The sequence below is a fragment of the Shuttleworthella sp. MSX8B genome (genome assembly GCF_000524295.1).
Classification (GTDB): domain Bacteria; phylum Bacillota; class Clostridia; order Lachnospirales; family Lachnospiraceae; genus Shuttleworthia; species Shuttleworthia satelles.
Genome location: NZ_JAQT01000018.1, coordinates 1 through 14,654, shown reverse-complemented (window position 1 = coordinate 14,654; position 14,654 = coordinate 1). Strand labels below are relative to the sequence as shown.

Genomic DNA, 14,654 nt, shown 5'->3' with positions numbered 1-14,654 from the left:
GCTGATGCGGGAAGGGCCTCTACCACTGTCATCACACGAGATAAGAATCGGCCGTGCCGGTGGAAGGATCGCCTTATGCTGATTGAATTAGACCCCATGCGACAGGAACTGGAGAGCTATAAAGAGCCCCTGGCAGAAGTGACCAGGGCCCTGGATCTGGAGTCCAAGCACCAGAAGATTGAGGAATTGAATCGCGAGATGGAGGCTCCCGACTTCTGGAATGACGCGGATTTATCCGCCAGGAAGATGAAGGAGCTCAAGTCCTTAAAGGACGATGTTGAGATCGCCGATAAGCTGAAAAACAGCATTGAGGAGATCGGAATGCTCATGGATATGGCCAATGAAGAGGATGATGCGGACATGGTGGGAGAGATCCGCCTCATGATGGACCAGATGAAGGAGGACTTCGAGAGGGTCCGGATCAAGACCCTGCTCTCCGGAGAGTTTGACGCCAACAACGCGATAGTCACCCTGCACGCCGGCGCCGGCGGGACGGAGGCCTGCGACTGGACAGCCATGCTCTACCGCATGTATACCCGCTGGGCAGCGGCCCAGGGCTTTGAAGTGGAGGAGTTGGACTATCTGGACGGCGATGAGGCCGGGATCAAGGCGGTCACCTTTCAGGTCAACGGTGAGAACGCCTATGGTTACTTAAAGAGCGAGAAGGGGGTTCACCGGCTGGTGCGTATTTCCCCCTTCAACGCCAACGGCAAGCGCCAGACCTCCTTCTCATCCTGTGATGTCATGCCGGAGCTGGAGCAGGATCTGGATGTCGAGGTCAAGGATGAGGATATCCGTATTGACACCTACCGGTCTTCGGGCGCCGGCGGCCAGCACATCAATAAGACCTCTTCCGCCATTCGGATTACGCATTTTCCCACGGGGATTGTCGTTCAGTGTCAGAATGAGCGGTCGCAGCATATGAACAAGGATAAGGCCATGCAGATGCTCAAGGCCAAGCTCTATATGCTCAAGATGGAGGAACAGAAGGCCAAGGCGGAGGGAATCCGGGGAGAGGTCACGGACATCGCCTGGGGCAACCAGATCCGCTCCTATGTATTCCAGCCCTATACCATGGTCAAAGATCTGCGGACGGGTGAGGAGACCGGCAATGTCTCCGCTGTGATGGACGGGGACATTAACCTCTTTATCAACGCGTATCTGCGCTGGCTCTCTCTGGGCTGTCCGGATAGAAATGCCATGTCAGAGGACTGAGCGTTTTCCCTGTTGAATCAGAGGGGCCTGCGAGGCATAAGGGCCGCCTTTCGAAGCGCAAATGGCATATAAGAGGTTTATCCATGACAGATAAGACAGCATACTATGTTCTTAAGGAGAAGGCGGTGCCGGAGGTTTTGCTCAAGGTGGTACAGGCAAAGGATCTCCTGGACTCCGGTCGCTGCGACTCCATTCAGGAGGCGACGGCCTCTGTCGGAATCAGCCGCTCCTCCTTCTACAAGTACAAGGATGATATTTTCAAATTTCATGAGAGCAACCGGGGCAAGACCATCACGATGATGATTTCTCTGGAGGACGCGCCGGGACTTTTGTCCGCAGTCATCCGCATTGTAGCCGAGTATCACGCCAATATTCTGACCCTGCACCAGTCGATTCCGGTCAATAATATGGCCTCGATTACCCTCAGTGTGGAGGTTCTGCCGGAGACGCTGGACCTCTCTGACATGATCAATACCATTGAGAAGACCCGGGGCATCGGTTATGTCAAGATTCTGGCCAGGGAGTAGCAAGGCAAGCTTCCGGGCAATGCGCTAGTATCCCGGCGCAGCAGGCGCGGGGGACAGGAGTAAGCGGGAGCAGGTGCAGGATTCACCGGAGATTCTGCCGATGTCGGGCGGTGGCAGGGGCAGTTTTGCCAGGATATGCGAGGCCTTGAAAAAGAGGTCATAGGATAGGAAAAGAGGTATCTATGAAGGCAGCGATTATGGGATTTGGGACCATTGGTTCCGGAGTCTATGAGGTGTTGAAGGTCAATCGCCGTGTGATCGAAAGGCGTGTCGGTTCCCCGATCGATGTGAAATATATTCTGGACCTGCGCGAGTTCGAGGACCCGGAGATCGCGCCGCTGATTGTCCGCGACTACAAAGAGATCGCCGCAGATCCCGAGGTCGATATGGTAGTCGAGACCATGGGCGGCGTTGAGCCGGCCTTCACCTTTGTCAAGACTATGCTTGAGGCGGGTAAGCATGTGGCCACGTCCAACAAGGCTCTTGTCGCGGATAAGGGGGCCGAGCTGATTCGGATCGCCAGAGAGCACTCGGTCAGCTTCCTCTTTGAGGCATCGGTTGGCGGCGGAATTCCCGTCATCCGTCCTCTCCTGGAGTGTCTGACCGCAGATGTGATCGAGGAGATCACAGGAATTGTCAACGGGACGACCAACTACATGATGACGGAGATGTCCGCCAATGGAACGGACTTTGATGAGGTTTTAAAAGAGGCCCAGGACAAGGGGTTCGCGGAACAGGATCCCACGGCGGATATCGAGGGCTATGACGCCTGCCGTAAGATCGCGATACTGACTTCCCTGATCGCCGGTCGCCAGGTGGACTATCAGGATATTCCGACGGAGGGAATCCGGGGGATCAGCGCCACCGATATGAAATATGCCAAAATCTTAAAGAGAAGCATCAAGCTTTTGGCCACCAGCCGCAAGGTAGGAGATACTTATGTCGCTCGTGTTGCCCCCTATCTGCTGCCCGCCAGTCACCCTCTCTCTAAGGTGGACGGTGTCTTCAATGCCATCTTTGTCCACGGGAATATGCTGGGAGACGGTATGTTCTATGGGTCCGGCGCCGGAAAGCTGCCAACCGCTTCCGCTGTTGTCGGAGACCTGGTTGAAATTGCCAGGAATCTTGACAAAAACCTGCCGATCGACTGGGAGCCGGAGGCTCTTGCGCTGGGTGATCCCCAGGAGACGGTTGAGCGCTTCTTCGTCCGCTCCAGCTCCGCTATGAGTTTAATTGAGGATACCTTCGGTCCTGTCAATTTGATTGAGGCTCAGAAGGATGGGGAGCACGCCTTTGTCACAGAACCCATGAGCGAGAAGGAATTTGCGGCGAAGACGGCGGCGATTGATCTGATCTCTATGATCCGGATGGGGTGAAATCGTAGCGGCTTCTTTCGGGAGCCGCCTGTTAAAGGGGAAGCGAGGCTTGATTATGGCAGAATATGTGATGGCTCTGGACGCGGGAACTACCAGCAACCGCTGTATTTTATTTGACCAGGAGGGGAGAATCTGCTCCATGGCCCAGAAGGAGTTTCGGCAGATGTTCCCGCAGCCGGGATGGGTCGAGCACGACGCCAATGAGATCTGGTCCACCCAGCTGGGAGTGGCGGTGGAGGCCATGTCCAAGATCGGGGCAAAGGCGGCGGATATCGCGGCAATCGGCATCACCAACCAGCGGGAGACGGTGATTGTCTGGGATAAGAAGACAGGCGAGCCCATTTACAATGCCATCGTCTGGCAGTGCCGCAGGACCAGCGCCATCGCGGATGAGCTTAAGGCCAGGGGTCTGGAGGAGACTTTTCGCAGAAAGACGGGTCTCATGATCGACGCCTATTTCTCCGCCACCAAGATCAAGTGGATCCTGGATAATGTGCCGGGCGCCAGAAAGAGAGCAAAGGCAGGAGAGCTCCTCTTCGGGACGGTCGAGACCTGGCTGATCTGGAAGCTGACGGGGGGCAGGGTGCACGTGACGGATTATTCCAATGCCTCCAGAACCATGCTCTTTAATATCAACAGTCTGGAGTGGGATCAGGAGATTTTGGAAGAGCTGGAGATACCGGCCGCTATGCTGCCGACGCCGGTTCCCTCATCGCAGATTTACGGCTATGCGGACTCCTCCTTCCTGGGAGCCGAGATCCCCATTGCCGGCGCGGCGGGAGATCAGCAGGCGGCCCTCTTTGGCCAGGCCTGCTACGCGGACGGGGAGGCCAAGAACACCTATGGGACCGGCTGTTTTCTCCTGATGAATACCGGTCAGAAGCCGGTGTTTTCTGAGAACGGCCTGGTTACGACCATCGCCTGGGGACTGGACGGTAAGGTCAACTATGCCCTGGAGGGGTCTATCTTTGTGGCGGGGGCATCCATCCAGTGGCTGCGGGATCAGATGCGGCTGATCGACTCCGCCGAGGACTCTGAGTACTGGGCCAACAAGGCTCATGGGACGCATGGCTGCTATGTGGTTCCCGCCTTTACCGGCCTGGGAGCTCCCCACTGGGACCAGTACGCCCGGGGCACAATCGTGGGAATCACCCGGGGCACCAATAAGAATCACATCATCCGGGCCACCCTGGAGTCGATCGCCTATCAGGTATGCGATGTCATCGATGCCATGCGGGCGGATTCCGGGATTGATCTGCGCTCTCTCAAGGTGGACGGCGGCGCTTCGGCCAACAATTTCCTCATGCAATTCCAGGCAGACCTGCTGGACCGCCCGGTCAACCGTCCCTCCTGTGTCGAGTCCACCGCCCTGGGAGCCGCTTATCTGGCCGGCCTTGCGGTTGGCTTCTGGGCCAGCAAGGAGGAGGTCGTCAAGAACATCCAGCTGGACCGTGTCTTTATCCCTCAGATCGAGAAGGAGGAGAGGGACAAAAAGCGCAGGGGATGGAATAAAGCGGTCAAATATGCTTTTGGCTGGGCTAAGGATTTTGCGGAGGAAGAAGAAAACTGAGAAGCCCGCAATACGTGAATTGAGGAGTTAGATATTGGATATTGCTTTAGAGCTCACAGAGGAGTTAGGAGTCAAGAAGAGCCAGGTCGAGGCGGCTGTCAGGCTGATCGACGAGGGCAACACCATCCCATTTATTGCCCGCTACCGCAAAGAGGCGACCGGAGGACTCAATGATGAAGTCCTCCGCAATCTGGGGGAGCGCCTGGTTTATCTGCGCAATCTGGAGGATAAGAAATCCAGTGTCCTGGCTGCCATTGAGGAGCAGGGAAAACTGACCGGGGAATTGAGGGCTAAGATTGAAGAGGCCAGGACTTTAGTTGTGGTAGAGGATCTCTACCGCCCCTATCGGCCCAAGCGAAGAACCCGGGCTATGATCGCCCGGGAGAAGGGCCTGACCGGTCTGGCGGAGACCATTCTGGCACAGAATCTGACAAGAGAGGCCTTAGAAGAGGCAGCCGGATATCTTGATCCCCAAAAGGATGTAACGTCGGCAGAGGAGGCTCTGGCCGGTGCGGGAGACATTATCGCCGAACAGATTTCTGACGATGCCGACCTGCGCATGACGATCCGACAGATGACCAGGGATCGGGGACGCATCGTCTCTACAGCCAGGGACGAGACTGCCAGAAGCGTCTATGAGACCTATTACGACTTTGATGAACCCATCAGGGAAGTCCCGGGTCACCGTGTGCTGGCGATCAACCGCGGCGAGAAGGAGAAGGTCCTGACGGTTAAGATCCATGCCCCCGAAGAGGATATTTTGCGGCTGATCGCCGACCGCTATATCAACGCGGAGAACGTCTACACGACGCCTGTCCTGACGGCTGTGATCGCCGATGCCTATCAGCGTCTGATTGCCCCCGCCATTGAGCGGGAGATTCGCTCCGCACTGACGGAGATCGCGGAGGACGGGGCCATCAGGGTTTTCGGCAAGAATTTACAGCAGCTGCTCATGCAGCCGCCGATTGCCGGGCAGACGGTTCTGGGCTGGGATCCCGCCTTCCGGACCGGCTGTAAGCTGGCTGTTGTCGATCCCACGGGCAAGGTCCTGGACACTAAGGTTATCTTCCCGACAGCACCCCAGAATAAGCTGGCAGAGTCTAAGAAGATCCTCGCGGCTATGATAAAAAAGTACGGCGTCAGCCTGATCTCTCTGGGCAATGGCACGGCCTCCCGCGAGTCTGAGCAGATCATCGTGGACCTTCTGGCGGAGATACCCGAACGGGTATCCTATGTCATTACCAATGAGGCAGGGGCTTCGGTCTATTCCGCTTCCAAGCTGGCCAGCGAGGAGTTCCCCGCCTTTGACGTAGGACAGAGATCTGCGGCCTCTATTGCGAGACGGGTACAGGATCCTCTGGCTGAACTGGTCAAGATAGATCCCAAGTCCATCGGCGTAGGCCAGTATCAGCATGATATGAACCAGAAGAAGCTGTCCGAGACTCTGGGCGGCGTGGTCGAAGACAGCGTCAACAGGGTCGGCGTCGATCTCAATACGGCTTCCGCCTCCCTGCTCTCCTATATCTCAGGAATCTCCGCGCCGGTCGCAAAGAACATTGTGGCCTATCGCGATGAGAAGGGGTCTTTCACAAGTCGTCGCCAGCTTCTTAAGGTACCAAAGCTGGGGCCCAAGGCCTTTGAGCAGTGCGCCGGATTTCTGCGGATTCGCGACGGACAAAACCCGCTCGACGCCACCTCCGTGCATCCCGAGTCCTATCAGGCGGCGGAAGAGCTTTTAGCCAGGCTGGGGCACAGGCCGGAGGAGATCAGTCAGGGCGGGATCGCGAGAATTGCCGAGGAGGTCAGCGATATTCAGAAGATGGCCGAGGAGCTGCACCTGGGGCAGATGACGCTGGAGGATATTCTGACGGAGCTTGCCAAGCCGGGCAGAGATCCCAGGCAGGATATGCCCCAGCCCATTCTGCGCCGGGACGTTTTGTCCATGGAGGATTTGAAGCCCGGCATGGTGCTTAAGGGCACGGTGAGAAATGTCGTTGATTTCGGGGCCTTTGTGGATATCGGCGTACATCAGGATGGCCTGGTGCACATTTCCCGCATATCCGATCGCTTTATCAAGCACCCGCTGGAGGCTGTCTCTGTCGGCGATATTGTGGACGTGCAGGTGGTCGCTGTTGACTTGGACAAGCAGCGCGTCGCCCTGTCCATGCGAATTGGCAGAGATGTGGACGCGCAGGGCAATCCTGTGGAAATGTCCGCCAGAAGAGATCATCCTGATCGGGATAAAAAATCCGGTAGAGGAGGGCTGGGTCACAGAGCCTCCGCCGGGAGCAATGTCCGCGGGGGCGGAGCCATCAGCGATCGCCGAAAGAGTGGAAAAGACCAGAGAAAGCAGGATAAAAAGGGCCGAGAGCATGCGGGATCAGGACGAAACCGCGGAAGAGAGGGACAGAGGCAGGACAAGAGACACCATATCTCTGAGGGCCTGGGCAATTCCGATATGTTAAAGGCGCTGGCTAAGATCAAACTGTAAATTACCGGCTCTGTGATCTGTCTGACTTTAGATCTGTCTGACCTTATTCATGACAATGGAGGATGCGCTCCACGAATATTTCATTGTTCTGAGCAGGAGGGAAAATCCCTATGGTTTACGAGACAAACAGCGAGGAAGAGACCAGAGAGATTGGCCGTATGCTGGCCGAGAGGGCCATGCCCGGCGACGTCTTTACTCTTGTGGGAGATCTTGGCGTGGGAAAGACCGTCCTGACCAAGGGCTTTGCCCGGGGGCTTGGGATCCAGGACCATGTCAACAGTCCTACCTTCACCATTGTTCAGGAGTATGAGGGGGGACGCCTTCCCTTCTATCATTTTGACGTCTATCGGATCGCTGATCCTGACGAGCTGCAAATGATCGGCTTTGATGACTATATCTTTGGCCGGGGGGTCTGTCTGATTGAGTGGGCCAACCTGATCGAGGAAGTCCTGCCCGATCGGCGCACGGAGATTCGGATTGCCAAGGATCTGTCAAAAGGACTGGATTATCGCAGGATTCAAGTTGAGGAGGTAGAGGAGTGAAAATCCTTGCCATGGACGCCTCGGGCCTGGTGGCCTCTGTCGCAGTCACAGAAGATGATCGTCTGATCGGCGAGTATACGACCAATGATAAGAAGACCCATTCGCAGACCCTTCTGCCCATGTTGGATCAGCTGGCCGGGATGATTGATCTGGATCTTAAGACCCTTGACGCGATTGCGGTAACTTCGGGTCCGGGCTCATTTACAGGCCTGCGTATCGGAGCGGCCACAGTCAAGGGTCTGGGGCAGGCCCTTGATATCCCTCTGATCCCGGTTCCGACCCTGGAGACGCTCGCCTATAACTGCTGGGGGACCGACAGGCTCATATGTCCTCTCATGGACGCCCGCAGGAAGCAGGCCTATACCGGTCTTTATCAGTCTGCAGACCGGGGACTGACGGTGCTGATGGATCAGGCCGCCATGAGTATAGAAGCGATTCTTGAGAGGGTGAATGACCGGAAGCGACCGGTTGTCTTTCTGGGCGACGGGGTACCGGTTTTTCGGCAGACGATAGAGGGCCTGTGCCGGGTTGACTATCATTTCGCCCCCCTGCACATGGCCGTGCAGAGGGCTTCCAGTCTCGCTGCTCTGGCTTATGTCTACGCCCAAAAGGGAGAATTTGTGGCGGCAGAGGACTTCCGCCCCAATTACCTGCGCCTGTCCCAGGCTGAGCGGGAGCGAAGAGAAAAGTTGGCAGCAGAGAAAAGAGGGTCTGATGTGCCGCGGAGAAGAGATCCCTGATCGAGAGATAAAAGGATTCGGGCAGAAGAAGGGTATGGGAAGAGTTCGTTTGGCGGCCGAGAGCGATCTGGATCAGATGGCGGCCATCGAGGCTGTCAGCATCCCGGACGGTTGGAGCAGGAAAGCTTTTTCCGATGCCCTAAAGAATGATCAGGCCCTGCTTATGGTTCTGACGCAGGGGGAAGCTTCAGGAGATTTAGTCCCGGCAAAGGAGAGGTCTTCAGGGGATTTTTCCGCCGGACAGGAGGAGACCGTCCTTGCGTATTTGCTCTGCTATTTCGCGGTGGACGAGGGCGAGATTGTATCGATTGCTTGCCATCCTGATGCCAGAAGGCAGGGCTGCGCGACAGAGCTGCTGACAGAATTCGAGAAAAAAGCGAGAGATCTTGGCCTCAGGGGCATTTTTCTGGAGGTGCGAAAGAGCAATGTCCCGGCCATCTGTCTCTATGAGAGAAACGGGTTTGCGTCTGTGGGCCTGAGACCGCGTTTTTACCGGCACCCTGTCGAGGACGCCCTGCTGTTGCGCCTGGATTTGCCGGAGGAAAAGGAGAAACCATGTTAGACGTCTGCCTCTTGGGGACGGGAGGAACCATGCCCCTGCCCCGGCGCTGGCTGACAGCGCTGGTCACAAGATTCAATGGGCACAGCCTGCTCATTGACTGCGGAGAGGGAACACAGATCGCCATGAAGGAGGCTGGGATTTCCCCGAATCCGATCGATGTCATCTGCTTTACTCACTACCATGCCGATCACATTTCCGGCCTTCCGGGTCTTTTACTCTCCATGGGTAACGCCGATCGCACCGATCCGGTGACCCTGATCGGCCCCAGGGGCCTGGTTCGCGTGGTGACTGCTCTTCGGTCCATTGCCCAGGAGCTGCCCTTTGAGGTTCGCATGGTTGAAATCGAGGACAGGACGCAGGAGTTTGACCTCTTTGGATACCGGATACAGGCCTTTCGGGTCAATCACAATGTGACCTGTTATGGTTATTCCCTTTCCATTCCCCGGGCCGGCCGCTTCGACGCCGATGCTGCCAGGAGGCAGGAGATTCCCCTGAAGGCATGGAACCGTCTGCAAAAGGGCGAAAGGGTTGAGATGGATGGCAGGGTATACCGGCCTGAAATGGTGATGGGGCCTGCCCGCAGAGGGATCAAGCTGACCTACTGTACAGACTCCAGACCGACGCCGGCCATCTCTGACGCGGCTGCGGGCGCGGATCTCTTTATCTGCGAGGGCATGTACGGGGATCCGGAGGATGCCGGAAAGGCCAGGAAGAAGAAACATATGACCTTTGCGGAGGCCGCCGCTTTGGCCAGGGAGGCGAAGGCAGAGGAGCTTTGGCTGACCCATTTCTCCCCCTCTTTAGTGGGGGCGGCCCGTTATATGGATCAGGTGACAGAGATATTCCCCAATGCCAGCCTGGGCTGGGATGGAAGAAGCTGTACCCTGGATTTCCCGGAGGAATAAAGGGAGCAAGGGCCCGTAAAAATATTTGAATCGACACGGGAGAAAGCGCCATGTGCAGGCGGATAAAGGAAGTAAGTATCCGTAAAATAGCCGGGCCGACACGAGCAGGAATGTCATGTGCCGAAAAACAAAGGAAACGAGTGCCTGCGAAAATGTATATGCCGGCGGGCAGAGGAAGCAGGCATCCGTAAAAACACCTGCGCCGAGAGGGAGAGATTATGTCTGAAAAGAAGGAAATTCGTCGTATCCTCGCTGTTGAGAGCTCCTGTGACGAGACGGCGGCAGCCATTGTTGTGGATGGCCGCAAGGTTTTGTCCAATGTGATCAGCACGCAGATTCCCATTCACACCCTCTACGGCGGCGTCGTGCCGGAGATTGCCTCCCGGGCTCATACGGAGCGGATTAACCAGGTGATAGCACAGGCCCTGAAGGAGGCGGATACAGACCTGGATGGTGTGGACGCTGTTGCCGTGACCTACGGCCCCGGATTGGTGGGAGCTCTTTTGGTGGGTGTTTCTGCGGCCAAGGCCATCGCTTATGCCAAGGGACTTCCCCTCCTGGGGGTCCATCACATCGAGGGACATATCAGCGCCAATTACATTGAGAATCCGGACCTGGAACCTCCCTTCCTGTGCCTGGTGGTGTCCGGCGGCCACACCCATCTGGTCAGGGTCAGGGATTATGGGGATTATGAGATTTTGGGTATGACCCGAGACGACGCAGCAGGAGAGGCGTTTGACAAGGTCGCCAGAGCCATTGGCCTGGGCTACCCCGGCGGGCCCAAGATAGAGAGAGAGGCAAGAGAGGGAAATCCCGATGCCATCGCGTTTCCGAGGGCGCATGTCAATGACAGCGTCTATGATTTTTCCTTCAGCGGTCTGAAATCTGCGGTTCTCAACTATTTAAATCAGATGCAAATGAGGGGAGAAGCGGTCAATCGGGCGGATGTAGCCGCTTCCTTTCAGAAGGCCGTCGTGGGGGCGCTGGTGGATCACGCCGAGATGGCTATGGAAGAGTTCCATCTGAAGAAGATGGCCATTGCGGGCGGCGTCGCTTCAAACGGCGCCTTCCGCGAGGCCATGCAGGCGGCCTGTGATCGGCATGGGGTCAAGTTCTATCGGCCTTCCCCCATCCTCTGTACGGATAACGCGGCCATGATCGGAGCCGCTGCCTACTATGATTTTGCCAGAGGAGCTGTCAGCGGCTGGGATCTCAACGCTGTGCCGGGACTTAAGCTGGGAGAGCGTTAAGGCCATCTGCCGACATGGACGGCACAGGGCGGCGATCGGGTCGCAATGGGGATATGAAATATGGTGAGTGCAATCATTCTTGCAGCCGGTAAGGGAAGGCGTATGGGAGGCAAGCTCCCGAAGCAGTACCTGCTTCTTCTTGGGCGGCCTCTTCTGGCCTATAGCCTGCTCGCCTATGAGCAATCGCTTGTAGACCGCGTCGTTCTTGTTGTGGATCCGCTTGACCGGGACCGCGCGGAGGAGATTCTTCAACGGTATCAGATTCATAAGGTGAGCTCTATTGTGGCCGGTGGCAGGGAACGCTGCGATTCTGTCTTCGCCGGTCTGCAGAAGGTGGACGGGGGACAGGTCCTGATTCACGACGGGGCAAGGGCGCTGATCCGGGCAGAGGAGATCAATACAGCTCTTGCCGTTATTTCCAGGGGAGACGCCTGCGCTATGGGGATGCCCGTCAAGGATACGATTAAGGAAGTGGGAGAGGATCAGTCGGTGATCTGCACACCGGATCGAAGCAGACTCTGGCAGGTGCAGACCCCCCAGTGCTTTTTGACAGAGGAGATTAAGGAGGCTTACAGAAAGTATTTGCAGGAGGAAAGAAGCGGGGCGACAGATGACGCGGCGATCTATGAGCTGATGATCGGAAAGAAGCTCTATATGATTGAGGGCAGCTATGAGAATCTCAAGGTAACGACACCTGAGGACCTTCTGCTGGCGGAGATCATTCTGCGCAGGCGAGGCTGGAACCCATCTCAGATTTAAGGCGAGGGTGGATTCTGCTCAATCGCCAGCGATGTGATCGACGGGAAGCATGTATTTGGCCCGCCGGAGGATATCCGGGAGGTGAAGAATGCCTATGAAGCATATGAGCGTGTTTCTGAGCTTGATCCTTACGATGTAAAGAATTTGCTTTTTGCGCATAAGCTGATGATGGAAGGCCTGGTAAAAGAAGCAGGGAGATTCCGCAGCGGCAATGTAGGCGTGTATGCCGGTGATCAGCTGATCCATGCCGGCACACCGGCGAGATACGTTCCTGATTTGGTTTCACAATTGATGACCTGGCTGAAGGAATCCAAATATCATCCTCTGGTAAAAAGCTGTATCTTTCATTATGAATTTGAATTTATTCATCCCTTCGCGGATGGGAACGGACGGACCGGACGGCTCTGGCAGTCCCTGATCCTTCAGAAATGGAATGACCTGTTTGCGTGGTTGCCGGTGGAAAATCTGGTCCATGCGAATCAGACAGAATACTACCGAGTGCTGCAGAAGGCTGATAATGCGGGGGATTCCGCAGAGTTTGTGGAATTCATGCTTGGTATGATCCGCAATGCCTTAAAGGAACTGAGTGAGAATCAGGGCAAGACAGACAATAATGATGTCGTAATAAATGTCGCAAGAAATGTCGTAACAAATGAGGATAAAGTGCTGGAGCTTCTCCGGCAGGACGGCAGGCTTACGGCAAAGGTCCTGTCATTATCGCTGGGATTGACACAGAGACAGGTGCAGCGCATACTGGCGAGTCTGAAAGAAGAAAAGAAGATTATCCGTTATGGCGCAAGCAAAAATGGGTACTGGAAAGTGCCGGAGTAACGAAAGCAGGGTATTTCTATACAAGGCTTGCCAATCCAACAAATGATGCGGTTGCGGACAAGATCTGCAAGCTGGAAGGCGGAGTGGCGGCCATTTTAACATCATCGGGCCAGGCGGCGAATTTTTATGCCATATTCAATATTGCGGATGCGGGCGATCATGTTATCGCGTCTTCCGCTATTTACGGTGGGACCTATAATCTGATTGCGAACACGATGAAAAACATGGGCATCGAGGCTGCTTTTGTAGATCCCGATATTTCCGAAGAAGAGTTGGAGTCCAAGTTCAGGCCCAACACCAGGATGGTCTTTGGAGAAGTGATTTCGAATCCCTCGCTGCAAATCCTGGATTTTGAGAAATTTGCAAAAGCTGCCCATAAGCACGGGCTGCCTATATTGTCAAAATGACAACGAACCTGATGCGCGATCTGGGATCCATTCCCTCTCCGCAGAATGCCTTCTACCTCGGTGTCGGACTGGAAACCCTGCACTTGCGAATGGAACAAGAGGCAAAATGGTACACTTATCGTAGACGTTTATGCGGATCCATGTGTCAAAGAAAAATTTGAGATTGATCGTTGGATTCCGGTAATAGAATCTGCCGAGGATTGGGAGAAATATGAATTGTAGGTTGAAACGATAAATCAAAGTTTGTGGAGGATATGGATATGCGGGAAAAACATTGAGGAGTGATTCATTATGGAAGGGCAAAGCATATGAGCAAAAAACCCCGTAAGATAGTAATCATGGGCTACAGTGGTTCCGGTAAATCCACGCTGGCAACGAAACTTGCTGATAAATATCAAATAGAAGTTCTTCACTTGGATCAGGTACACTGGCTACCCAACTGGGGTGAACGTCAGGCAGAAGACGAACAACAGATATGTAAGAGCTTTATGGATATAAAGGATGCCTGGGTCATTGACGGAAACTACACCAAGTTGGAATTTCAGCGCAGATTAGAAGAGGCGGATCTCATAATTTTGCTCCTGTACGGACGAATACCATGTGCGCTGAGAGTGATAAAGAGATGGTTAACATACAAGGGAAAAACCAGGCCAGATATGGGGACTGATTGTCCGGAGAAATTCGACTGGAAGTTCCTGCGCTGGATTCTCTGGGATGGAAGAGTGGCATCTCAAAGAAATGTCTATCAGGATATAACAAAAAATATGAAGGGAAAAACTCTTGTGATCTGTAATCAGCGAGACCTGTATGAGTGTTTTGACTGGTTATAGTTATATATGTACAAGAGGCAACTTCACAGCGCATCTGAAGACAGATAGGAGACTGCATATGAAGATCCTTGTTTTAAGACGTGGGATTGCCGTGCCCTGAAAAATAGCAAAAATGGAGAAAAACGCTTTTCTTTGTTGACACTCTGAAATTTGCTGTGATAATATAATTTTCGTGCTGTTAAGGCACAGACGCTTGGAGAGGTATCGAAGTGGTCATAACGAGGCGGTCTTGAAAACCGTTTGTCCGCAAGGGCGCGTGGGTTCGAATCCCACCCTCTCCGCTGGCGGATCTTCGGATCCGACAATGATATATGGTTGAGAGATCGATCATGCTTTGGAGATGTACCCAAGCTGGCCGAAGGGGCTCCCCTGGAAAGGGAGTAGGTCGTTAACGCGGCGCGAGAGTTCAAATCTCTCCATCTCCGCTCGACAATTATCACAAACTCACCACAATGTCGCGTTGACATGCAGGAGGGAGAATGATAATATAGTCGATGCACTGCGCAAGGATATTTCCACAGGAGACAGAATAAAATCTTGACAGGAAATAACGGCTGCGGTAAACTATTCCAGCTGTCACTTGAGCGAGTGCAAGCAAGAACCTTGATAACTGAACAATGAAACAACCTTGAAAGATTCTAAGAGAATC

The 14,654-nt window shown here is 54.7% G+C and carries 14 protein-coding genes, 2 tRNA genes and 1 pseudogene; 16 read left to right on the top strand and 1 reads right to left on the bottom strand.

Annotated elements, in window-relative coordinates; genetic code table 11:
* Nucleotides 1-75: 75 nt before the first annotated feature.
* From prfB to HMPREF1508_RS04805, 16 genes and pseudogenes are all read left to right on the top strand, one after another.
* On the top strand, nt 76-1,215 hold the full coding sequence (gene prfB / locus HMPREF1508_RS04880; protein WP_006906636.1) for a peptide chain release factor 2: 1,140 nt from the start codon (nt 76-78) through the stop codon (nt 1,213-1,215).
* An 83-nt stretch (nt 1,216-1,298) separates the two neighbouring features.
* Nucleotides 1,299-1,742: an ACT domain-containing protein gene (locus HMPREF1508_RS04875; RefSeq protein WP_044959986.1), complete on the top strand. Its 444-nt coding sequence runs from the start codon at nt 1,299-1,301 to the stop codon at nt 1,740-1,742.
* A gap of 182 nt (nt 1,743-1,924) precedes the next feature.
* Nucleotides 1,925-3,118, top strand: coding sequence for a homoserine dehydrogenase (locus tag HMPREF1508_RS04870; RefSeq protein ID WP_044959983.1), 1,194 nt, complete (start codon nt 1,925-1,927; stop codon nt 3,116-3,118).
* A gap of 55 nt (nt 3,119-3,173) precedes the next feature.
* Entirely contained in the window at nt 3,174-4,688 is a 1,515-nt protein-coding gene (gene glpK / locus HMPREF1508_RS04865; RefSeq protein WP_044959980.1) for a glycerol kinase GlpK, read from the top strand.
* A gap of 34 nt (nt 4,689-4,722) precedes the next feature.
* Complete coding sequence (locus HMPREF1508_RS04860; protein ID WP_044959977.1) at nt 4,723-7,179, top strand: Tex family protein; 2,457 nt, start codon at nt 4,723-4,725, stop codon at nt 7,177-7,179.
* Between the two features lie 110 nt (nt 7,180-7,289).
* Nucleotides 7,290-7,721 carry a tRNA (adenosine(37)-N6)-threonylcarbamoyltransferase complex ATPase subunit type 1 TsaE gene (gene tsaE / locus HMPREF1508_RS04855; protein WP_044959974.1) on the top strand — a complete coding sequence of 144 codons (432 nt, stop codon included), beginning with the start codon at nt 7,290-7,292 and terminating at the stop codon, nt 7,719-7,721.
* Nucleotides 7,718-8,461 (top strand): tRNA (adenosine(37)-N6)-threonylcarbamoyltransferase complex dimerization subunit type 1 TsaB, encoded by a 744-nt coding sequence (gene tsaB / locus HMPREF1508_RS04850; RefSeq protein ID WP_006906630.1) that lies wholly within the window; start codon nt 7,718-7,720, stop codon nt 8,459-8,461. The genes tsaE and tsaB overlap by 4 nt, the downstream gene beginning before the upstream one ends.
* A 34-nt stretch (nt 8,462-8,495) precedes the next feature.
* Nucleotides 8,496-9,023 carry a ribosomal protein S18-alanine N-acetyltransferase gene (gene rimI, locus HMPREF1508_RS09660; protein ID WP_198015567.1) on the top strand — a complete coding sequence of 176 codons (528 nt, stop codon included), beginning with the start codon at nt 8,496-8,498 and terminating at the stop codon, nt 9,021-9,023.
* Nucleotides 9,017-9,928 (top strand): ribonuclease Z, encoded by a 912-nt coding sequence (locus tag HMPREF1508_RS04840; protein WP_044959972.1) that lies wholly within the window; start codon nt 9,017-9,019, stop codon nt 9,926-9,928. Before rimI ends, HMPREF1508_RS04840 begins: the two co-directional genes overlap by 7 nt.
* A 218-nt stretch (nt 9,929-10,146) precedes the next feature.
* Nucleotides 10,147-11,178, top strand: coding sequence for a tRNA (adenosine(37)-N6)-threonylcarbamoyltransferase complex transferase subunit TsaD (gene tsaD, locus HMPREF1508_RS04835; RefSeq protein ID WP_044959969.1), 1,032 nt, complete (start codon nt 10,147-10,149; stop codon nt 11,176-11,178).
* Between the two features lie 60 nt (nt 11,179-11,238).
* Nucleotides 11,239-11,937, top strand: a complete 699-nt coding sequence (ispD, locus tag HMPREF1508_RS04830) for a 2-C-methyl-D-erythritol 4-phosphate cytidylyltransferase (protein ID WP_044959966.1) — start codon at nt 11,239-11,241, stop codon at nt 11,935-11,937.
* A gap of 33 nt (nt 11,938-11,970) precedes the next feature.
* The gene (locus HMPREF1508_RS04825) at nt 11,971-12,768 is read left to right on the top strand and encodes a Fic family protein (protein ID WP_044959963.1); all 798 of its coding nucleotides are present in this window, start codon (nt 11,971-11,973) and stop codon (nt 12,766-12,768) included.
* Between the two features lie 2 nt (nt 12,769-12,770).
* Nucleotides 12,771-13,273: pseudogene (locus HMPREF1508_RS09925) on the top strand (PLP-dependent transferase); the annotation flags it as partial.
* 240 nt (nt 13,274-13,513) lie between these two features.
* Nucleotides 13,514-14,005 carry a DNA topology modulation protein FlaR gene (locus tag HMPREF1508_RS04815; RefSeq protein ID WP_242834502.1) on the top strand — a complete coding sequence of 164 codons (492 nt, stop codon included), beginning with the start codon at nt 13,514-13,516 and terminating at the stop codon, nt 14,003-14,005.
* A gap of 195 nt (nt 14,006-14,200) precedes the next feature.
* Nucleotides 14,201-14,286 (top strand) — tRNA-Ser (locus HMPREF1508_RS04810).
* A gap of 55 nt (nt 14,287-14,341) precedes the next feature.
* Nucleotides 14,342-14,430, top strand: a tRNA-Ser gene (locus tag HMPREF1508_RS04805).
* Between the two features lie 11 nt (nt 14,431-14,441).
* Here the strand turns inward: HMPREF1508_RS04805 and HMPREF1508_RS10450 are convergent.
* Nucleotides 14,442-14,654: hypothetical protein (locus HMPREF1508_RS10450; RefSeq protein ID WP_207636309.1), on the bottom strand; the 213-nt coding region annotated here is incomplete at its 5' end.